Below are 18,999 nucleotides of genomic sequence, written 5' to 3'. Positions count from 1 at the left end.
AGCGGCAGATTTATGGCAAAACCGCTGGTTTTTGCGTTTTCGCCAATGTGGGCGGTCCATGACGCGCGTCGGGTATCACAGATCTTTACGCTGGCCAGGCAACGGCCCCGTGTGCAGCCACATCCTTGACAGCCGCACCCATGCATTGAGGCGACGGCCAAGGACTGGGCATTTACCGCACGAATTTCTTGAACTTGACCCGCGTCGGATTCAGCGCCGCATCTCCAAGACGGCGTTTCTTGTCTTCTTCGTAGTCTTCGAAATTGCCCTCGAACCATTCCACATGCGCTTCGCCTTCAAACGCAAGAATATGCGTACACAGCCGGTCCAGAAAGAACCGGTCGTGAGAGATGACCACCGCGCAGCCCGCGAAATCCGCGATGGCGTCTTCCAGGGCGCGAAGCGTTTCCACATCCAGATCATTGGTCGGTTCGTCAAGCAAAAGGACATTTCCGCCCTCTTTCAAAAGTCGTGCCATGTGAACGCGATTGCGTTCCCCGCCGGACAATTGACCAACCTTCTTTTGCTGGTCCCCGCCTTTGAAATTGAAGGCCGAACAATACGCGCGCGAATTCATCTGCGCATCACCCAGTTCAATAACCTCGGCACCGCCGGAAATGGACTCCCACACCGTGGCATTCGTCTCAAGATCATCGCGTGACTGGTCAACATAAGCGAGTTGTACGGTGTCACCGTACGAAACGGACCCTTCGTCAGGTTCTTCTTGTCCCGTCAACATCTTGAAAAGTGTCGATTTACCCGCACCGTTGGGGCCGATCACGCCGACAATGCCGCCCGGTGGCAGGCTAAAGGACAAATCCTCGATCAACAGCTTGTCCCCCATGGCTTTCTTCAAGCCATTAACCTCGATCACCTTTGACCCAAGCCGTTGACCATTGGGAATAATAATCTGGGCACGCCCGAGTTTCTCGCGCTCGGACTGGCCTGCCATTTCCTCATAGGCCTGGATACGCGCTTTGGATTTGGCCTGTCGCGCCTTCTGGCCCTGCCGCATCCATTCCAGCTCGCGCTCCAGCGTCTTTTGCTTGGCCTTGTCTTCGCGGGCTTCCTGCTCCAGCCGTTTGGCCTTCTGCTCAAGCCACGCGGAGTAGTTGCCTTCATATGGAATGCCACGCCCCCGGTCGAGTTCAAGAATCCAGCCAGTGATGTCATCCAGGAAATACCGGTCATGGGTCACGACCAGGATTGTGCCTTTGTATTCAATAAGATGGTTCTGCAACCACGCAATGGTCTCGGCGTCCAGGTGGTTGGTCGGTTCGTCCAAAAGCAGCATGTCCGGCGCTTCCAGCAACAGCTTGCACAGCGCCACGCGGCGCTTTTCGCCACCTGACAAAGAGTTGACATCCGCCTCATCTGGAGGACAGCGCAAGGCCTCCATCGCGACGTCAATCTGGCTGTCCAGATCCCAAAGGTTGTTGGCGTCAATTTCGTCCTGCAACGCAGCCATTTCGTCGGCGGTTTCGTCCGAATAGTTCATTGCCAGTTCGTTGAACCGGTCAAGTTTGGCCTTTTTCTCGGCCACGCCCAGCATAACATTTTCACGCACGTTAAGCGCGCCATCCAGTTGCGGCTCCTGCGGCAGATAACCGACTTTGGCACCCTCAGCCGCCCAGGCTTCGCCCGAGAAATCGGTGTCCAGACCTGCCATGATTTTCATCAGCGTCGATTTACCCGCACCGTTAACGCCGACGACACCGATTTTCACACCGGGAAGAAAGCTTAGGCGGATGTTTTCAAAGCACTTCTTACCGCCAGGATAGGTCTTGGAGACACCTTCCATGTGGTAAACATATTGATAGGCAGCCATGCTTTTCGTCCTTCACAACTTGGGTTTGACGCACAGATACACGGGCGTTTGATGCCGTGCAATCATGCGGGTTTGCGGTTTCTTAGGAATTGGCGCGTAACGCTGTCGGGATCATTGATCTGAGGGGTGGTTTATACCGTCATGCCAACGGATTGGCTCGTAATCGCTTGGGTTCACGCCCTCGATCGCACCCATGTTTATACCGTATTCATTTGGGTTAGATCGGCGTTGATGATGCGTGTAAATCCCGCATGTCTTGCAAAAATGATGCTTGGCTGTATGCGTGCCAAAGCTGTAGATGCTCAGATTTTCGGCACCCTTTATGATCCGAAGCTGGTTCAGCGGCACCGACAGCGTGGGCGTGCCCCGCCGCTTGCAAAACGAACAATCGCACCGCGCCGCGTTCTCAAGCCGGTCGCTGGGGTAGGCCTCCAACTCAACTGCGCCACAATGGCAGGTGATTTTCACCGGGCGTGTCATTTGCGTTTGACCACCGGAATCCGAGAGCGTGACACTCTGTACTTTGCCGCAGGATGCGCCGGGTGGCCGTCGGTGCGGTTCCAAAAGCGTATCGCACCCAGCCTGAGCCACACTGGAATTGTCAGTCCAAGACCAATCACAAACCCACCGACATGCGCCCAATATGCGACGCCGGCCTCGTCCGCTGCGGACCCGAACCCGCCAAAGACCTGCATCGCAAACCAAAGTCCCAACATGATAAAGGCGGGGATCGGGAAAATCTTGAAGAACACAACAATGATGATCAGAATATCAACCTTTGCTTTGGGAAAAAGCAAGAGATACCCCCCCATAACGCCGGCAATCGCCCCGGACGCGCCCACAGTCGGCACCGGAGACCCCGGCGCAGCAATGTAGTGGACCAGCCCGGCCCCAATTCCGGCGATGAGGTAGAAAACTGCAAAGCCAAGATGCCCCATCTTGTCTTCCATGTTGTCCCCGAAAATGAACAGGAACAGCATGTTTCCCAGCAAATGCATCCATCCGCCATGCAAAAACAGCGAGGTAAAGAACCCGGTCCAGCCTTGCCCGTCACTCACCAGTGCAGGGATCAGCGCCCAATCAAAGTAAAACCGCATGATCGCGCGGTCATCCTGCATCAGCGTCCAATAGCTAAGAAAGATGCCAACATTCGCGACAATCAGGGCATAGGTGACATAGGGTATGCGGCCCGATGGATTGTGATCGCGAATTGGAAACATGACGCGACAGTTGTTGCGATTGAGGGGCGCGTCAAGACACGCCGCTCAAGAGTTGGGCATTTCCGCCCGATGCCGTGGTGTCCACACAGACGTGGCGTTCCCGTACGGCATGTCCGATATCGGGCAAGCCGGTAATCATTGGGAGGATTGGACCGCGACGACGTGCAAGCGCGTTGCGATAGGTCCGTCCCTCTTGTGGATTGCCCCACCAGATCACAGCGCTGACATCCAGAGTGACAAGCCACTCTGCGTCAATAGCGCCTTCGGCAACAACCGCGCGGCCTCCCAGATTTTGGACGGACTGTGCCTGCGCCTTTGCAGCGGCCAGTCCCGGCCCAAGACATAGAATTGGGTCGCGGGACGATGTTGTCAGAACGTTTGACTCACCGGTGGGTCCTGGCAAGCTATGTGCTTGCACCTCTGCGGCGGGGGGCATTTGGGCCAAAGCTGTCTTCAGACGATCCAACGTGTCGGCACCGTCCCAATCCTCGGGTGTCAACTGGGGGTCGTGCAGGCGAAAGCGATCAAGATAATGCGGTCCGCCTGCCTTGGGGCCGGTGCCGGAAAGACCCTCTCCTCCGAAGGGTTGGCTGCCAACGATGGCCCCGATCTGGTTGCGGTTCACATAGATATTTCCGGCCTCGATACGGTCGGAAACATGCTGAACCCGGTCGTCAATCCGAGTTTGCAGGCCAAAGGTCAGCCCGTATCCCGTGGCATTGATGGCGTCGATCACCGCGTCGATATTATGCGCTTTGAACGTGGCAACATGCAGGACCGGTCCAAAAATCTCGCGCTCCATATCGGCGATGCCGGTCACTTTGATCAGTGTCGGAGGAACAAATGTCCCGGCCTCAGGCACAGCAAGCCGGTGCAGGACGCGCCCTTCGGCTTCGGCGGCATCAATGTAGGCGATGATCCCGTCCCGCGCGGTGGTGTCGATTGCGGGGCCCACATCCGTGCCATAGGTCCACGGATCATCAAGCACCAACGCGTCCATTGCGCCGGTCAGCATTTTGATGAAATCTGGTGCAATGTCGTCTTGGACGTAAAGACAACGCAATGCGGAGCAACGCTGTCCGGCGGATTGGAAGGCTGATTCGACAATCGCTTGAACCGCCTGTTCCGGCAGCGCCGTGCTGTCGACAATCATCGCGTTCAGGCCACCGGTCTCGGCGATAAAGGGCGTACCCGGGGCCAGGTGTTTCGCAATGCTGTGATGGATGATCTGGGCGGTTTCGGTCGACCCGGTAAACGCCACGCCCGTGACGGCGGAATGGGCGGTCAGCGCGGCACCGACGTCGCCGGCACCGGGCAACAGTTGAAGTGCTGATATCGGCACACCGGCGTCATGCAACAGCTGGGTGGCGCGGTAAGCAATTAACGGTGTTTGCTCGGCCGGTTTGGCCACGACCGCGTTGCCCGTTGCCAAAGCGGCTGCGATTTGGCCGGTGAAAATGGCCAATGGGAAATTCCAGGGGCTGATACACGCAAACACGCCACAGGGCGGCGCGCCTTCTGCGCGGGCGGCATAGTAGCGCAAAAAATCTACGGCTTCGCGCAGCTCTGCGATGGCATCCATATGGGTTTTCCCGGCCTCTCGTGCCAGCAGGGCAAACAGTTCTCCGTATGTCTGCTCATAAAGGTCCGCGGCCCGGTTCAAAACCTGTGCGCGGTCCCTGGCGGGGGCATCCCATGTCTTGGCTGCGTCACACGCAAGGCGGACGGTGTCGGGATTTGACCAAGCAACCGTGCCCACGGTGTCTTTGGGGCGCGCCGGATTGGGGATGTTGTCGCGTGGGCCAGGAGTTTGATCAGCGGCAATCAGCGGCTGTGCCTGCCACTGATGCTGCGCAAACGGCGCACGCGCCTGTTCAAGTGCGGCGCGTGTCGGGCGATCTGCAAGATCCCAGCCTTTTGAGTTGCGGCGCTCTGGTTCAAAGAGTTGCGGACCGGTCAAAAGCCCGGGCGTGTCATCAATATCGAATGGGTCGGCGGCGACGTGTTCGGCGGGAACATCAGTGTCAACGATCTGGTTCACAAAGGAACTATTGGCCCCGTTTTCCAGCAAGCGGCGTACCAGATAGGCCAACAGATCGCGATGTGCGCCAACAGGTGCATAGATGCGGCAGCGGGTGTGCTCTGCGTCTTTGACGATGTCATGCAACGCTTCGCCCATGCCGTGCAGGCGCTGGAATTCGAATGAGGACCGGTCTTCCGCCATATGAAGGATGGCCGCGACCGTGTGTGCGTTATGCGTTGCGAATTGCGGGTAAATCCGATTGGTCATGCCAAGCAGTTTGCGTGCGTTGGCGATATAGCTGATGTCAGTGTGATGCTTGGCGGTGAAGACCGGAAAGCACGGCAAACCGGCGACCTGTGCCTGTTTGATTTCCGTATCCCAATAGGCTCCTTTCACAAGGCGCACCATGATTTTTCGGTCAAGGCGGTCGGCCAGTTCATACAGCCAGTCGATCACATACCCCGCACGTTGCCCGTAGGCCTGCACCACAACACCAAAGCCGTCCCAGCCCTTCAGCGATGGTTCGGACAGGACGGCTTCGATCACGTCCAGCGAAACAGACAGACGGTCGGCCTCCTCGGCGTCCACGTTCAGCCCGATACCGGCGGAGCGTGCCAACTGTGCCAGGGTGCGCAGGCGCGGCACAACTTCTTCCATGACCGTCTGGTGCTGCATATCTTCGTACCGCGGATGCAGCGCCGAAAGTTTTACCGATATGCCGGGATTGTCGCGGATGTCCTGGGATGTCGCGGAGTCTGCGATTGCGCTGATCGCGCGCGAATAGGACAGGTGGTAGCGCCGTGCGTCGGCGTCGGTCCGAGCCGCTTCGCCAAGCATGTCGTAGGAATAGGTATATCCCTGCGCTTCCATCTTGGCGGCGCGCGTCATGGCGGATTTGATCGTTTCTCCCAGCACAAATTGCGCGCCCATCTCTTTCATTGCGCGGCCCACGGCCGTGCGGATGACCGGTTCTCCCAGTCGCTTGATCGCTCCGCGCAGGTGGCCAACCGGACCCGGCGTGTCGTCCTGCAAGACCTTCCCCGTCAGCATCAGCGCCCAGGTGGACGCATTCACCAACGGCGACGTGCTTTCGCCCAGATGCCTGGCCCAATTGGAGGGTGCGATCTTATCCTCGATCAAAGCATCAATCGTTGCCGCGTCTGGCACCCGTAACAACGCCTCGGCAAGACACATCAACGCAATGCCTTCATCGGTGGACAGGCCGTATTCGCTGAGGAATACCTCCATCAGACCGGGGCGGGCATCGTTGCGAATGTCTGTGACCAGCTGTGCGGCGTGTTGGGTGATCTGTGTGCGATCTGATCCAGACAAAGCAGCCGTCGCGCGCAGTTCGGCAAGGACATTTTGTTCGTCTGCATATGTATTGGCGTCAATCGCAGTGCGGAAACCAAGGGGCGTGTCACGAGTCATGGCAATCTCCAGTCAGATAGCCTTCAGTATCGCGAAAATTACAGTTATAGGGACGGATATTTTGCGATATGCAGTTAGAATGATCTGATTTATGTGCGAAAGGCGGGCGAAATGGACATTTCAGAGCTTGACAGATTCGACCGCGCGATCCTGCAGGAAATGGCACGGGATGGGCGCATCTCGATCGTTGACCTGTCAAAACGGATCGGGTTGTCGAAATCACCAACCCAGGCCCGGCTTCGGCGGCTTGAGGAGGCTGGCGCAATTCAAGGATATCGCGCCATGCTTGATCCGATCCGTTTAGGTCTGGATCATATCGCTTTTGTCGAGGTCAAACTGACCCATACCCGTGAAACGGCGATTGCTGCCTTTAACGAGGCGATTGCGAAAATTCCAGAGATCGAACAGGCGCATCTTATAGCTGGCAACTTTGACTATCTGCTCAAGGTCCGCACCGCAAATATGCGGGAATACCGACAAGTGCTTGCTGACAAAATTTCGACCTTGCCCCATATCGCGGCCACATCCACCTATGTGGCGATGCAGGCGGTCAAGGAAGATGCTTTCGCGACTGTGACTTGACCCGGTGCTTGTGGCGTGGCGAAGTGCTGTCATGCGATATGCACTTTTGATCCCCGCTATATGTGCCGCCCAGATCGCGGCGGCGGATGGGTGCCCGGTTGCACCCGATCATACTGACGCTTTGGATCAGCTATACAGCCAGGTTCAGCAGGCACCGAACGAAATGGTCGCCCGCACCTTTTCGCGGCAAATGTGGGAGCTTTGGCTTGATGCGCCGGATGAGCCGTCGCAGTCGATGCTGGATGAAGGGATGCGCGCCTTGCGGGTGGGCGATTACCTGCGCGCCACGGATCGTTTGGACAAGCTTGTGTCCTATTGTCCGTTCTACGCCGAAGGGTACAATCAACGCGCGTTTGTGAATTTTCTGCGTGGCGATTTCGAAGCGGTGCTGCCTGACGTGGACCGAACACTTGAACTGAACCCCCGGCACACCGGCGCGCTAACGGGCAAGGCGATGACCTTGATCGCTTTGGGCCGCGATGCAGAGGCGCAGCGTGTTCTGAAAGAAGCCGTTTCGCTGAACCCCTGGTTGGGCGAACGCGCGTTGATCACAGAGCCGGATGGCGAAGACCTTTGACACCGCTTTTGCGTTAACGAAAAATTGCCGGTTTCCGTGCATTGTTTTCAGGCTTTTCGCCGTTTAGGGATACAGCAATGCGGGCGTGATGGAATGGTAGACATATCGGACTTAAAATCCGAAGGCCTTAGCGCCGTGTGGGTTCGAGTCCCACCGCCCGCACCATCCCCATTTGTGCAACCGCGCGGGTCGCTACTTGTGCACAGGTTGGGTTCGACCGTATGTGCATATCACACAAGACAGATAACTGGCACAGGCCAAGGGTGAGAGACCGCAGCTAGGTTACTGTTTTGCGTACCATGTCCCAGTAGATCATTTCCACCTGATCCTGAGACAACCGCCCGCCACTGCGATACCAGGTGTTCACACCGGTCAACATTGCGATGATTGCCAGCGTGGCGATTTTTGTGTCTTGCACATCGAATACACCTTTCGTGCGCCCCGATTGCAGGATTGTTTCCAATTCGCGTTCATACTGCCGCCGTAATCCCTCGATCACTTCAAAGTTCTCGGCCGTCAAATTGCGCAGTTCCATATACGAGATAAAAACTGCCTCTGGTCGCTCCAGATGAAACCGGATGTGAAATCGCGTGAACGCTTCGAGCCGCGCGTGCGCATCGCTGCTTTGGTGCTGCCGGGATCGAGCGTCCAACAGGTCGTCCATGTGGCCTTTGAGCAGGGTAAACAGCAAAGACTGTTTGTCAGGCGTGTAATTGTAAAGCGCGCCTGCCTGCACGCCGACATCCTTGGCGATCTGGCGCATGGAAACAGCGGCATAGCCATGTTGTGCAAACAGTTTCAGCGCCGTCTCGCGGACGCGCGGACCCGTGATATCCGAATGAGATCCTGCTGTGCGTGCCATGTCCAGAGCGTAACTGAACAAGCGTTCAAATCAAGCCCGTGCTTGCGTGATCCCGACAGCTGCGTCATGACGGGGCTGTCTCGGTAGGAGCAGTTCGATGTGGCGCGTGTGGATCGTATTGGGTGTTACAGTCAGCGCATGTGCGCAGTTTCCGGACGTGGACGCAGCGCTCGCAAAGGGTAATTCCGACGCCGAATATCCCGAGTTGCTTCCGTTTGAAGCACTTTTGTCCGCCGAAGACCCGAAATTGCCCGATACCGAGGACGCGGCTTTGCAAGCGCGTGCCGATGATCTGCGCAGGCGCGCCGAAGGGTTGCGGCCTGCGGTGATTGATCGTGACACCCGAGAGCGGATGGAGGACGGGGTTCAACAACCCTGACAGGCCCCGTTGCAGGCGCTACGCCAAGGCGCTATTGCGGGCAAAACCACGCTGGATTTCGAAAAGGAATGCTCTCGATGACTGAACCTCTGCGTCTTGGAATTGCAGGTCTGGGCACCGTTGGTGCGGGCGTTGTCAAGATTGTTCGCCAGAAAGCCGCGTTGCTCGAAGCGCGCGGCGGTCGGCCCATTGCGATTTCGGCCGTTTGCGCGCGCAGCCGCGTCAAGGATCGCGGCGTGCCGTTGGACAGTTACGCCTGGGAAGACGATCCGGTCGCTTTGGCACAGCGTGACGACGTCGACGTGTTTGTTGAATTGATGGGCGGCAGCGATGGCCCGGCCAAAGCCGCAACCGAAGCCGCATTGCGTGCGGGCAAAGATGTGGTGTCGGCCAACAAGGCGCTTTTGGCCCATCACGGTCAGGCGCTGGCTCAAGATGCCGAGACATCTGGCGCGGTATTGCGCTTTGAAGCGGCGGTGGCCGGGGGAATTCCCATCGTCAAGGCGCTGACCGAAGGGCTGGCGGGCAATGATATCGAACGGATCATGGGTGTCATGAATGGCACCTGTAATTACATCCTGACCAGAATGGAATCAGCTGGTCTGACCTATGAGGAAGCTTTCGCAGAAGCAGATGCGCTGGGATATCTTGAGGCTGATCCAGAGCTGGACGTAGGCGGTATCGATGCCGGTCACAAGCTGGCGCTTTTGGCGTCGATTGCGTTTGGCACGCAGGTTGCGTTTGACGCGGTAGAGCTTGAAGGTATCGGCCGGGTCAGCATCGAAGACATCCGGCAAGCCGCCGATATGGGCTACAAGGTCAAGCTTCTTGGTGTTTGCCAACTCACGGGGCGCGGGCTTGAACAACGGATGTCGCCATGCCTGGTGCCTGCGACATCGCCTTTGGGGCAGTTGGATGGCGGGACCAACATGGTTGTGGTCGAGGGCGACCAAGTCGGGCAGATCGTGATGCGTGGGGCCGGAGCGGGCGAAGGCCCGACAGCCAGTGCGGTTCTTGGCGATGTAATTGATATCGCGCGCGGAACGCGGGTGACGACATTTGGGCAGCCGTCCAGCACTCTGGTCCAGGCGGATGCGGCAAAGACCGCCACTCCTGCCCCTTATTATCTGCGGCTTTTGCTGCTTGATAAGCCGGGGGCGCTTGCCAAAGTGGCCGCGGTGCTGGGCGAGGCGGGTGTGTCGATCAACCGGATGCGCCAGCGCAGCCATGATCAGGACACCGCGCCTGTCTTGATCGTGACGCACAAAACCACCCGCGCTGCACTGGACAATGCGCTGTCGGCGATGGTCGGCACAGGCGTGGTTGAGGGCGATCCGGTGGCGCTGCGAATCGAACAGCTCTGACAGCGGTAGCGCAACCATCCTTGCCAGCGCAGGGGCCGGCGCTTAACACGCCGAAGGCATGACCATATTCTGACTGGAGACTTTTATGACCACGCGCTCTGATTTCAACGACCGCATGTTGTCCCTTGGACTGGCGCGCGTGGCCGAGCAGGCCGCAATTGCAACCGTCGATCTGATTGGTCGCGGCGACGAAAAGGCTGCAGACCAAGCCGCGGTGAACGCGATGCGCGAACAGCTGAACCTGCTGGACATTGCCGGTGTTGTGGTTATCGGCGAGGGAGAGCGTGACGAAGCGCCGATGTTGTATATCGGCGAAGAAGTCGGAAGCGGCAACGGGCCGGGTGTCGACATCGCCCTGGACCCTCTGGAAGGCACAACGCTGACTGCGAAAGACATGCCAAACGCGTTGACGGTGATTGCAATGGGGCCGCGTGGCTCGATGCTTCATGCTCCGGATGTGTATATGGAAAAGCTGGCGATCGGTCCGGGATTTGCCCCGGATCTTGTGACCCTCGACATGTCGCCCCGCGAACGGGTTGCCGCTTTGGCCAAGGTCAAAGGCTGTCGGGAACGCGATATCACGGTCTGTGTGCTTGAACGCCCGCGCCACGAAGAGATGATTGCCGAAATCCGGTCGACCGGTGCCGCAATCCGCCTGATCACCGATGGTGATGTGGCCGGGGTCATGCATTGCGCGGAGCCTTCGCAAACCGGGATCGACATGTATATGGGCACCGGAGGTGCGCCCGAAGGCGTGCTGGCGGCGGCGGCGCTCAAATGTATGGGGGGCCAGATTCAGGGCCGCCTGGTGTTCCGGAACGACGATGAAAAAGGCCGCGCTGCCAAGGCAGGGATCACGGACCTGGACAAGATCTACACGCGTGACGATATGGTCACCGAAGACGTTATCTTTGCAGCGACAGGGGTCACCGGGGGATCATTATTGGCCGGTATCAAGCGCGAGATCGGATTTTACACAACCGAGACTTTGCTGATGCGCTCGAAAACCGGCTCTGTGCGGCGCATGACCTACCGCAATCCGACACAGTGATGGGTCGCCTGTGACGGGCTATCTGGGCGTTGATCGGTCCCTCACGGGGCGGCGTTGGCGCGGTCCCTCGGCCGAGACGACCCGACATGCCGAAGCGATGGTGCAGCAAACCGGTCTGCCTCCGGCGCTGTGCCAGACACTTGCCCGGCTTGGCGTTCCGGCGGACGATGTTCAGACATATCTTGAACCCACCCTTCGCGCGCTGTTGCCGGACCCGCGCAGCCTTCGAGACATGGAGCAGGCGGCGAAACGGGTGCTGTCGGCCGTGTCGCGGCGAGAAAAGATTGCGATTTTTGCGGATTATGATGTGGATGGTGGTGCGTCGGCTGCCTTGTTGCTGGACTGGTTGCGCCACATGGACCGGACTGCGACGCTTTATGTGCCTGACCGAATTGACGAAGGTTATGGCCCGAATGACGCCGCGATGCAGTCGCTTGCCCGGGATCACGACCTGATCATTTGCGTGGATTGCGGAACCCTGTCGCATGGCCCGATTGCCGCGGCCGTTGGCGCGGATGTGATTGTTCTGGATCATCATTTGGGGGGAGAAACACTGCCCGATGCCTGTGCCGTGGTCAATCCGAACCGTCAGGACGAAACGGGTGATCTGGGTCATCTCTGCGCGGCTGGTGTGGTTTTTCTGACCTTGGTCGAAGCCGGTCGCCAATTGCGCGTGGCCGGGCAGGCCGGGCCGGATTTGATGCGTTTGCTGGATCTGGTTGCGCTGGCGACGGTTGCGGATGTTGCGCCGTTGACGGGTGTGAACCGTGCGCTGGTGCGCCAGGGACTCAAGGTGATGGCGCAGCGCGCGCGCCCCGGTCTGGTTGCGCTATCGGATGTGGGGCGTCTGGATACGGCCCCTAAATCCTATCATCTGGGCTTTGTCCTGGGGCCTCGGGTCAATGCAGGCGGGCGCATTGGAAAGGCAGATCTTGGCGCGCGGTTGCTGGCCTGTACCGACCCGAACGAGGCCAAATCAATTGCCGACCGGCTTGATGCGTTGAACACAGAACGGCGGGAGATCGAGGAAGCGGTGCGCGCGCAGGCGCTTGAACAGGCCGAAAATCGCGGCCTTGACGCGCCTCTGGTCTGGGCTGCCGGTGACGGGTGGCATCCCGGCGTGGTCGGCATCGTTGCCTCGCGTTTGAAAGAACGGACCAACCGCCCGTGTCTTGTAATCGGTTTTGAGGGCGACAATGGCAAGGGTTCGGGACGGTCGGTCAGCGGCATTGATCTGGGAGCGTCCATCCAAAAGCTGGTGGCAGAAGGGCTTTTGCAAAAAGGTGGCGGGCACAAGATGGCGGCCGGGCTGTCAGTGTCACGCGATCAGCTTGAACCCGCCATGGCGCGGCTTTCTGAACTTCTTGCCAAACAGGGGGCAGATCAACTTGGGGCATCTGATCTGCGTGTGGATGGCCCGTTGATGCCCGGTGCTGCGACACCTGAATTGATCGAACAATTGGATGCGGCAGGCCCGTTCGGCGCGGGCGCGGCAGCGCCGCGATTTGTGTTTCCCGACGTTCAGATCGGCTTTGCCAAACGCGTCGGGCAGTCACATCTCAAGCTGAGCTTTGGCGATGGTGTGGGCGCGCGGATCGACGCCATTTGCTTTGGGGCGTTCGATGGCCCAATTGGACCGGCGTTGGAGCAACACGGCGGCGCGCGATTCCATCTGGCCGGTCGATTGGAAATAAATGAATGGGGAGGACGCCGCACGGTTCAGCTTCGGTTAGAGGACGCAGCACCCGTCACGCCGCTTTAGATCGGTAAGTGTCAGAGAAATTTGGCATTTTACCCGGATTTAGCGCTGAAACCATGGCTCAAAAAAACAATGCTGCGGGCCAAATTTCCGCTTGCAAGGCCACGCTGGTTTGCCTAGATACACCCCACGCCAGAGCATGGCCCGTTCGTCTATCGGTTAGGACGCCAGGTTTTCAACCTGGAAAGAGGGGTTCGATTCCCCTACGGGCTGCCACTTGCTTTTTTCTTCTTGAAAAACCAGCGCCTTAAAACACGGTTTTGTCCCACCCGCTATCACGGGGGACAAAAGTGAGACACTTTCGTTCTAGTTCTGTCCTCCCATCTTCTTCATTGCCGCCTCAGCGCGGACACGTTGGTTCGCGCCTTTGGTGTATCGCGTGACTTCTTTCGAGGTCTGGTGCCCGGTGATCGCCATGATCTCGAATTCCGTGCAGCCAAGCTCCGCGAGTCTTGCCGCCGCAGCCTTGCGCAGGCCGTGGACACTGCAATGTTTCAATTCGGCTTCATCAGCCCACGCTCGAAACCGATTCCCGAATCCCGCGCTTGTGTATGGGCGCCCGTAACCGTTCACCAGAAACGCCAGATCGCCGGTCGGGCTGGCATCAATGATGCGCTGCAACTCGGGTATGATTGGCAGTTCAAGTTTCACAGGATTCCGGCTCTTGTTCTTCTGTTGCGTGAAGATCAGCCACCCATCGCGGACGTGTTGCCTGCCGAACAGAACAAGGTCAGAACGGCGTTGCCCGGTATAGAGGGCGAGGGCAAGCGCGAGGCGCGCAGTTGTGCCGACAGGGTGTTTCTGTTCGAAGGCTTCGATCTCGTCCAGCGTCCAGGAGTGATACCCTTCGGATTTCGACCGCAGTAGCTCAACGCCTGTCGCGGGGTTCGTTTCGCAGTGGTCATAGTTTACGGCGAAGCGATACAGTTGGCGAAGCGTCTTTATGAGCGTGTTTGCCGCCTCGGGGATGTGCAGCATCTCGTCTCGCACCTTACGAATGGCGCGCGGTGTCAGGTCCGCGAAACGCTTTTCCCCGTCGCCTTTTCGAGCGCAAAACCGTTCGAGGATTGAGCGTCTCGTTTTTTGTGTTCCAGCGCCAAGTTCTGCGAACATCGCTGACTTGTAGTATTGAGCGCAAAGCCAATGCAGCGTGCCCGCGCGCAGAATGCCAGCTTTTGGCGCTGACTTCTTTCGCGGTGCCTTCGGTCCTGCGGCTGCACGCCGGTAGTCCGTCAGAAACTCCGGCGAACCGACTGGACCTCGAAGGTGCACTTTGCGTCCGTTCCGCCGGTAGTAGAGGCGCAAGTTGCCGTGCCGGTCGGTATCCTCCACTACGTATTTCAATTTCATTCGCATCGAATCTCCCTCTGTCATTACCAATCCTCAGAGGTTTCGAGACGGGCATCTTCTGCGCCGCCCGGCAAGTCTTCGATTGCGGAATCGATTTGGCGAACGTCCCACAGGTTCCTCGAATAGATGCGTTTTGCTGCGGGCATGAGCCTGTCCGATACCAGCTTGTCAAAGGTCGTCGGGCTGATACCGCAATAGGCTGCCGCCTCCATGCGAGACAGCATCCGTTTGCAGGGCAAAGGCAGAACACCGGTATCATTGGAAGCGACAGCCATTGTATCAGAAGCCTGACAGACGCACGTTGACCGCACCCGTGCCGGTGCCGGCCGCAGCAACGGCGACGCCCAGTTTCGTGTTGTCGGTTGCAGTGATCGTGGCGAGTTCCACGGAATCGTCCCAATTTATCACGTCGCCAAGCGCCACGTCATCAGCTGCAACCTTGGCGATTTCGAATACGCCGGATGTTGCCACGTCCACGAAAGCGCCGCTTGCAGCATCGCCAAGCGCAATGCCGACGATTTCACCGGCAATGACCGGTGCGCCGCTTGTCACGGTTGCGGGGGCGGGAATGGTCAGGTTGTCCCCACGTTGAATGAAGTTTGTTGCCATTGGATCAGGCTCCTTTGCACGTCTGGAATTGGATCATGCGGGCGCGCTTCTGAGCGCCTGCGATTTCATCAGTGAGTTCGCGGATATACCGGCGCAGTTCTTCGCGCTTTGTTGGGGTAAAGCGAACGGACTCGCCGTTGCTGTCGCGAACCTCCACGGCCTGTTGCCCTAGCAGCAGGTCGTGGAGGGCATTTTCGCCTTCGCCAAGCCGTTCGGCCAAGGTAGCCATCAGCTGTCACCGGGGTTCTTGTATGCGCCGCGCCAGTCGGTCCAGCCGCAGCCGAAGTCGAGGAATGCCCGGTATTCCATGCCAAGCGTGGTCCATGCTTCCTTGCGTTGAATCTGGACGCCCTGCGCGGATTGCAGATAGGCGAATTGCAGCGCCGGAACCCTTTCCGGATCAGCAAACAGCCACCAATCGTTCGAGTCTTCAAGACGCGATTCCACGATCAGTTGCAGGCGCGACGCGAAGGGATTCGTGTCTTCAATCTTCGCCGGATAGATTTCCGCCAGCAGCTGTTCGGCTGCGGTCTCATAGTCTGGCCCGACCAGCAGGAAGCGAGGCTTGGCGTCTACGATGGTTTTGCCGTCCAACCCCTTGGTCTTGCGCATTGCCTGCCGTGCGGAGTCCAGTGCTCCAAGGACACCAGCACTGCCGATCGAGGTACACGCGCCTGCGAGATTGCCCCGCGCGGCGTAGAAGACAGGGTTGCCGTCAGCCATGTTCGGGTTGCTGGTCAGGATCGAGACCAGTTCGTCCGCTTCGGTTTGCGCCGCAGCCTGACCAATGGCAGAGGTCATATCCCCCAGCATGTTCAAATCGTCGTCAATCAGCAGCTTGCGCGAAACCGAAATGGCGCGACCAAAGGTCTTGAGCGACATGGACTCGCCGGTTTCCGCGCGGCTGGTATGGGTGAATTCACCCTGTTCGGACATTTCTTCCAGACGGCCCATCTCGCCCAGGCGAATGGATTGCGACGGCTTGAAGTTGGGAAGGGTGCGTTGCCGTGCCAGACGTTTCAGCGGCGACTCTGCGGCGCGGTAGCTGTCCAGCGCGACCTTGCCCATTGCGTTGCTGACCACCAGCGGGAAGTCGGACGTGCCATGCGCCGCGCGGGTGAAGATTTCATCCGTCGAAAGACCACGGGTCGCTTCACCTGCGCGCTGCAGCGAGTCCAGCGCCATGTCGCGCAGCGTCATGTTCACAAAATCACGGGACGCTTCCGGCAATTCGCCACCCGCCATGCGGAAGGCGACTGCGTCAGCCTGCCGGGTGCGGATCGTTGCCGGATCTTCGCTGGAAACGTGAACACGAATGCGCGGCGCATCGGTGCTGCGTTTCAGCATTTCTTCACGCGCCGACTCGCGGATTTCTTCGTCGGTCATCTCGGCGTCAGCCATGCGGGTTGCCCAGTCTTCTGACAGGCCGCATGCCGTGCGCAGGTTTTCGACCAGTTCTGCCCGGTCGTTGGTTTCATCAAGTGCCATGCTCTTACCTCGCTTTTTGGCATTTGGGTCTGCGGGGATTGCGACAAGCGAAACCTCTTGGATGGTCCATGTCGTCGCGGTTCGGGTTCGGGTGCCTTCGGTGACGCCATCGCGCCACGCGGCGACGCTGTAACCGACGCTGAAACTGGTCAGGGTGCCGTCGCGCACGCGGTCCACGATGGGGGACACGTCCTGCGCGGTGCTGAATGTGAGGTCCGCGACCACGGCCCCGTCTTCCAGCCGGAAGTTGCGGGCGCGTCCGATGGTTGCGGTTGCACGGTGCCGGTCATGGGAGTCCAGCAACGGCACATCGAGGGTTCCGAGATCCAGCGCGGCCGGGTCCAGGACTTCCAGATAAGCGCCGCGCTGGTCACGTCGCCGGACGGGCGTTGCTGTTGCCACGGTTGCCGTGATGGTCAGCGGCCCTTCGGACGCGCCGCCGTGTGCCGTGACCGGCATATGCCGGGTCAGCAGTTCAAGCGTTGTCATTGTCGGATTCTCCAAAGGTGAGGTTCAGCGCGGTTTTGCGGTCGCGGTCTACGGCGATTTCCGAGTCCAGTTCGTCAATAGAGTAGCCAAGGCTTGCCACCGCCTGACGGCGCGACATGAGACCGGCGCCCATGAGTTTCAGCGTGGCTTCCGCGTCTTTAAGCGGGTCCACCCACGGCTGCGCGGGCGGAATCCATTCGACGGCGAACAGGTCGTCATTCAACGCCGCGTCGATTTCACCGGACAGAACGGCATTGGTCATCACGCGCCGCCAGACGGGGTTCAGCAGTTGCGGAACCAGCGTGTGAAATTGGTAGGCTTCGACGTTCTGGCGGAAGCTGACCAGCGCCGCGCGAAGGCTGGAATAGTTCGCCTGCCGCAGATCACCCGTCAGCAGATGTTCCGGCACGTCTAGGCCCGCCGCGATGGTGCGGGTCATGTGCGACAGGAATTCCGCCACTTGCTGCGTTTGCTGCGGCGCCGTCGTGTTGACTTTCCATCCGCCGGGGATCTTGAACATTGCGCCGGGTTCGAGGCTCTGCCCTTCTGCGAACGGTTCGTCGCTGCCATCGTCCATCGCGTTTTCATTGGTCAGAATCACAGACAGCAGCGCCGCGACCTTGGCATTCGTTTGCAGCGCATCCTCAAGGCCATCCAGTTCGGAAAGGCGCAGCAGGACATTCGCCAATGCAGACACGCCACGCACCGCCCCCGGCCCGGTCGGACGATAGACATGCAGCACGTCTTCCGCAGGAATGCGGATTGGCTGCGCGTAGGTCGGGAATTGGTCGGACGGTTTCGCGGGATTCACCCAATAGGCAACGCGCCTTCCGAAGGTGTCCAGTTCGACTCCGTTCGCGATAAGCGCACCGCCCGCGAGGTCGCGGGTCATTGCCATATCCAGCATTTCCGCCGGGATCGCTTGCAGCTGGTCCCCGACCCACCGGAACAGGGCTTCGCCGTCGATACGCTCAGAACGCACCGCAGCGGCTTGCAGCCCGTTGAAGTCCGTCAGTTCTTCCAGATCAGCGCGGCGAGTCCACGCTTTGAAAGCCGCGTCCAGGCGCTTGCGGGTTTCCGGGTTCGGGTGCTGCGACGTTGCCGTAATGCCCGCCCCTACCGCAGCCGTGGTCCAGGCGGTCACGCCCGAATGTGCGAGGGGGTTGTTGGCGGCAAAATGACGGGCGCGGCGCTGCACAGGTTCCCGCGCTGCGGATGCCTCAGCGGCCCAAGGCCCAAAGGACTGCGACCCGCCACCAAAGCGCCGCTGGACGCCTGTTGCAGCTTCATAGGACCGGACAGCCTTCGGCCCTTCGTCGCGGCGTTTGAAAATATCCAAGAGACCCATCAGTGCAGCCCTTCCGGCCGCAGCAGCCGCGCCACCGGCGCAAGCAGGTGGTCCAGCGTCATGGAAACCGCGCACATGGGCAGGAAGCCTTCCGGCGGGTTCGGGAACGGCTGGTATTCATCGCCCCACCGCAACAGGTCCGCGCAGATCAGGCGTTCTTCGGTCTGCGCGCAGCGCCACACATCAAGGTTGAAAATCCAGCTTTCGCCACCGAAGGCGGTTCCGACAACGGCCCGCGTGATGGGATGGGGCGGAAGGTGCCCACCGTCGCGCTTGTATTTCGCATCCCGCGACGCCGCATCCGGGTTCCAGGCGTAACAGGCTTCCGCCGCCCGTGCGGTCACGTCCGAGTCCGAAATGCCCGCGTCATGGAGTGCCGACAGGACAATAGCCGTTGCGGCGTCGTGGAATTCATAGAGGCGCGAGTCCCAGCCGTTTTCCCCGCGTTCCCGTGTGAAGATCAGCCCTTTGCGGGCGTAGGTCTGAGCGCGGCCCCGTGCGAGGTCCAACGGAACTCCCGCCGCTGCGATGCAGTTCGCAACGTCTTTCTTTCGCAGCAATGGCCCGCACTGGGGATAAGCAAAAGGGACAGGTTCAATTTCGATTGTTTCGGCGGTCATGGCGGTATTCCCGATTCGT

At 59.2% G+C, this 18,999-nt stretch carries 19 protein-coding genes and 2 tRNA genes; 9 read left to right on the top strand and 12 right to left on the bottom strand.

The features are described from left to right. Positions 1 to 172 precede the first annotated feature (172 nt). Positions 173 to 1,828, bottom strand: coding sequence for an energy-dependent translational throttle protein EttA (ettA, locus tag ACG74X_RS00270; RefSeq protein WP_411231874.1), 1,656 nt, complete (start codon positions 1,826 to 1,828; stop codon positions 173 to 175). Between the two features lie 111 nt (positions 1,829 to 1,939). Next, complete coding sequence (locus ACG74X_RS00265) at positions 1,940 to 2,176, bottom strand: GFA family protein (RefSeq protein WP_411232864.1); 237 nt, start codon at positions 2,174 to 2,176, stop codon at positions 1,940 to 1,942. Here ACG74X_RS00265 and ACG74X_RS00260 point away from each other — a divergent pair. Beyond that, positions 2,127 to 2,255 carry a hypothetical protein gene (locus tag ACG74X_RS00260; RefSeq protein WP_411232885.1) on the top strand — a complete coding sequence of 43 codons (129 nt, stop codon included), beginning with the start codon at positions 2,127 to 2,129 and terminating at the stop codon, positions 2,253 to 2,255. The genes ACG74X_RS00265 and ACG74X_RS00260 overlap by 50 nt on opposite strands. A gap of 49 nt (positions 2,256 to 2,304) precedes the next feature. Here the strand turns inward: ACG74X_RS00260 and ACG74X_RS00255 are convergent, their stop codons facing one another. Continuing rightward, a complete protein-coding gene (locus ACG74X_RS00255) occupies positions 2,305 to 3,048 on the bottom strand; it encodes a rhomboid family intramembrane serine protease (RefSeq protein ID WP_411231872.1) in 744 nt (247 codons plus the stop codon). A 31-nt stretch (positions 3,049 to 3,079) separates the two neighbouring features. Next, on the bottom strand, positions 3,080 to 6,502 hold the full coding sequence (putA, locus tag ACG74X_RS00250; RefSeq protein ID WP_411231871.1) for a bifunctional proline dehydrogenase/L-glutamate gamma-semialdehyde dehydrogenase PutA: 3,423 nt from the start codon (positions 6,500 to 6,502) through the stop codon (positions 3,080 to 3,082). Positions 6,503 to 6,613: 111 nt separating this feature from the next. Here putA and ACG74X_RS00245 point away from each other — a divergent pair, with 111 nt between their 5' ends. The 3 genes from ACG74X_RS00245 to ACG74X_RS00235 all read left to right on the top strand — a co-directional run bounded on the left by ACG74X_RS00245 (position 6,614) and on the right by ACG74X_RS00235 (position 7,826). Beyond that, on the top strand, positions 6,614 to 7,084 hold the full coding sequence (locus ACG74X_RS00245; RefSeq protein ID WP_411231869.1) for an Lrp/AsnC family transcriptional regulator: 471 nt from the start codon (positions 6,614 to 6,616) through the stop codon (positions 7,082 to 7,084). Between the two features lie 31 nt (positions 7,085 to 7,115). Beyond that, positions 7,116 to 7,661: a tetratricopeptide repeat protein gene (locus ACG74X_RS00240; RefSeq protein ID WP_411231867.1), complete on the top strand. Its 546-nt coding sequence runs from the start codon at positions 7,116 to 7,118 to the stop codon at positions 7,659 to 7,661. Positions 7,662 to 7,740: 79 nt separating this feature from the next. After that, positions 7,741 to 7,826, top strand: a tRNA-Leu gene (locus ACG74X_RS00235). 112 nt (positions 7,827 to 7,938) lie between these two features. Here the strand turns inward: ACG74X_RS00235 and ACG74X_RS00230 are convergent. Beyond that, complete coding sequence (locus ACG74X_RS00230; RefSeq protein WP_411231866.1) at positions 7,939 to 8,523, bottom strand: TetR/AcrR family transcriptional regulator; 585 nt, start codon at positions 8,521 to 8,523, stop codon at positions 7,939 to 7,941. A 97-nt stretch (positions 8,524 to 8,620) separates the two neighbouring features. On the opposite strand from ACG74X_RS00230, the gene ACG74X_RS00225 reads away from it, so the two are divergent. The 5 genes from ACG74X_RS00225 (at position 8,621) to ACG74X_RS00205 (ending at position 13,292) form a co-directional block, all read left to right on the top strand. Then, a complete protein-coding gene (locus ACG74X_RS00225; protein WP_411231864.1) occupies positions 8,621 to 8,902 on the top strand; it encodes a hypothetical protein in 282 nt (93 codons plus the stop codon). A 77-nt stretch (positions 8,903 to 8,979) separates the two neighbouring features. After that, on the top strand, positions 8,980 to 10,266 hold the full coding sequence (locus ACG74X_RS00220) for a homoserine dehydrogenase (RefSeq protein WP_411231863.1): 1,287 nt from the start codon (positions 8,980 to 8,982) through the stop codon (positions 10,264 to 10,266). Between the two features lie 85 nt (positions 10,267 to 10,351). Next, complete coding sequence (glpX, locus tag ACG74X_RS00215; RefSeq protein ID WP_411231861.1) at positions 10,352 to 11,317, top strand: class II fructose-bisphosphatase; 966 nt, start codon at positions 10,352 to 10,354, stop codon at positions 11,315 to 11,317. A 10-nt stretch (positions 11,318 to 11,327) separates the two neighbouring features. Continuing rightward, positions 11,328 to 13,079 carry a single-stranded-DNA-specific exonuclease RecJ gene (gene recJ, locus ACG74X_RS00210; RefSeq protein WP_411231859.1) on the top strand — a complete coding sequence of 584 codons (1,752 nt, stop codon included), beginning with the start codon at positions 11,328 to 11,330 and terminating at the stop codon, positions 13,077 to 13,079. Between the two features lie 138 nt (positions 13,080 to 13,217). After that, a tRNA-Glu gene (locus ACG74X_RS00205) sits at positions 13,218 to 13,292 on the top strand. A gap of 90 nt (positions 13,293 to 13,382) precedes the next feature. Here ACG74X_RS00205 and ACG74X_RS00200 read toward each other — a convergent pair. From ACG74X_RS00200 to ACG74X_RS00170, 7 genes are read right to left on the bottom strand one after another with little or no spacing between them, the layout of a single operon-like run. Next, complete coding sequence (locus tag ACG74X_RS00200) at positions 13,383 to 14,450, bottom strand: tyrosine-type recombinase/integrase (protein WP_411231857.1); 1,068 nt, start codon at positions 14,448 to 14,450, stop codon at positions 13,383 to 13,385. Then, positions 14,450 to 14,701: a hypothetical protein gene (locus tag ACG74X_RS00195; protein ID WP_411231855.1), complete on the bottom strand. Its 252-nt coding sequence runs from the start codon at positions 14,699 to 14,701 to the stop codon at positions 14,450 to 14,452. Before ACG74X_RS00195 ends, ACG74X_RS00200 begins: the two co-directional genes overlap by 1 nt. Before the next feature lie 4 nt (positions 14,702 to 14,705). Beyond that, on the bottom strand, positions 14,706 to 15,035 hold the full coding sequence (locus ACG74X_RS00190; RefSeq protein WP_411231854.1) for a DUF2190 family protein: 330 nt from the start codon (positions 15,033 to 15,035) through the stop codon (positions 14,706 to 14,708). Positions 15,036 to 15,039: 4 nt separating this feature from the next. After that, on the bottom strand, positions 15,040 to 15,264 hold the full coding sequence (gene gpW / locus ACG74X_RS00185; RefSeq protein WP_411231853.1) for a gpW family head-tail joining protein: 225 nt from the start codon (positions 15,262 to 15,264) through the stop codon (positions 15,040 to 15,042). Then, on the bottom strand, positions 15,264 to 17,012 hold the full coding sequence (locus tag ACG74X_RS00180; RefSeq protein WP_411231852.1) for an HK97 family phage prohead protease: 1,749 nt from the start codon (positions 17,010 to 17,012) through the stop codon (positions 15,264 to 15,266). The genes gpW and ACG74X_RS00180 overlap by 1 nt, the downstream gene beginning before the upstream one ends. Further along, entirely contained in the window at positions 16,999 to 18,360 is a 1,362-nt protein-coding gene (locus ACG74X_RS00175) for a phage portal protein (protein ID WP_411231851.1), read from the bottom strand. Before ACG74X_RS00175 ends, ACG74X_RS00180 begins: the two co-directional genes overlap by 14 nt. Further along, positions 18,360 to 18,980 carry a hypothetical protein gene (locus tag ACG74X_RS00170; RefSeq protein WP_411231849.1) on the bottom strand — a complete coding sequence of 207 codons (621 nt, stop codon included), beginning with the start codon at positions 18,978 to 18,980 and terminating at the stop codon, positions 18,360 to 18,362. Before ACG74X_RS00170 ends, ACG74X_RS00175 begins: the two co-directional genes overlap by 1 nt. Positions 18,981 to 18,999 lie beyond the last annotated feature (19 nt).

Origin of the sequence: Marivita sp. S0852 (genome assembly GCF_046591575.1) — a bacterium.
Classification (GTDB): domain Bacteria; phylum Pseudomonadota; class Alphaproteobacteria; order Rhodobacterales; family Rhodobacteraceae; genus Marivita.
The sequence above is the reverse complement of the archived record's forward strand: the minus strand, read 5'-3'. Positions and strand labels throughout refer to the sequence as shown.

Bases quoted from the DNA above. Each gene is read 5' to 3' on its own strand.
- ettA (WP_411231874.1), bottom strand. From the start codon at position 1,828: ATGGCTGCCTATCAATATGTTTACCACATGGAAGGTGTCTCCAAGACC.
- ACG74X_RS00240 (WP_411231867.1), top strand. From the start codon at position 7,116: ATGCGATATGCACTTTTGATCCCCGCTATATGTGCCGCCCAGATCGCG.
- ACG74X_RS00170 (WP_411231849.1), bottom strand. From the start codon at position 18,980: ATGACCGCCGAAACAATCGAAATTGAACCTGTCCCTTTTGCTTATCCC.
- ACG74X_RS00200 (WP_411231857.1), bottom strand. From the start codon at position 14,450: ATGACAGAGGGAGATTCGATGCGAATGAAATTGAAATACGTAGTGGAG.
- gpW (WP_411231853.1), bottom strand. From the start codon at position 15,264: ATGGCTACCTTGGCCGAACGGCTTGGCGAAGGCGAAAATGCCCTCCAC.
- ACG74X_RS00225 (WP_411231864.1), top strand. From the start codon at position 8,621: ATGTGGCGCGTGTGGATCGTATTGGGTGTTACAGTCAGCGCATGTGCG.
- ACG74X_RS00190 (WP_411231854.1), bottom strand. From the start codon at position 15,035: ATGGCAACAAACTTCATTCAACGTGGGGACAACCTGACCATTCCCGCC.
- ACG74X_RS00175 (WP_411231851.1), bottom strand. From the start codon at position 18,360: ATGGGTCTCTTGGATATTTTCAAACGCCGCGACGAAGGGCCGAAGGCT.
- ACG74X_RS00245 (WP_411231869.1), top strand. From the start codon at position 6,614: ATGGACATTTCAGAGCTTGACAGATTCGACCGCGCGATCCTGCAGGAA.
- ACG74X_RS00230 (WP_411231866.1), bottom strand. From the start codon at position 8,523: ATGGCACGCACAGCAGGATCTCATTCGGATATCACGGGTCCGCGCGTC.
- ACG74X_RS00220 (WP_411231863.1), top strand. From the start codon at position 8,980: ATGACTGAACCTCTGCGTCTTGGAATTGCAGGTCTGGGCACCGTTGGT.
- ACG74X_RS00180 (WP_411231852.1), bottom strand. From the start codon at position 17,012: ATGACAACGCTTGAACTGCTGACCCGGCATATGCCGGTCACGGCACAC.
- ACG74X_RS00260 (WP_411232885.1), top strand. From the start codon at position 2,127: ATGCTCAGATTTTCGGCACCCTTTATGATCCGAAGCTGGTTCAGCGGC.
- ACG74X_RS00255 (WP_411231872.1), bottom strand. From the start codon at position 3,048: ATGTTTCCAATTCGCGATCACAATCCATCGGGCCGCATACCCTATGTC.
- glpX (WP_411231861.1), top strand. From the start codon at position 10,352: ATGACCACGCGCTCTGATTTCAACGACCGCATGTTGTCCCTTGGACTG.
- ACG74X_RS00195 (WP_411231855.1), bottom strand. From the start codon at position 14,701: ATGGCTGTCGCTTCCAATGATACCGGTGTTCTGCCTTTGCCCTGCAAA.
- putA (WP_411231871.1), bottom strand. From the start codon at position 6,502: ATGACTCGTGACACGCCCCTTGGTTTCCGCACTGCGATTGACGCCAAT.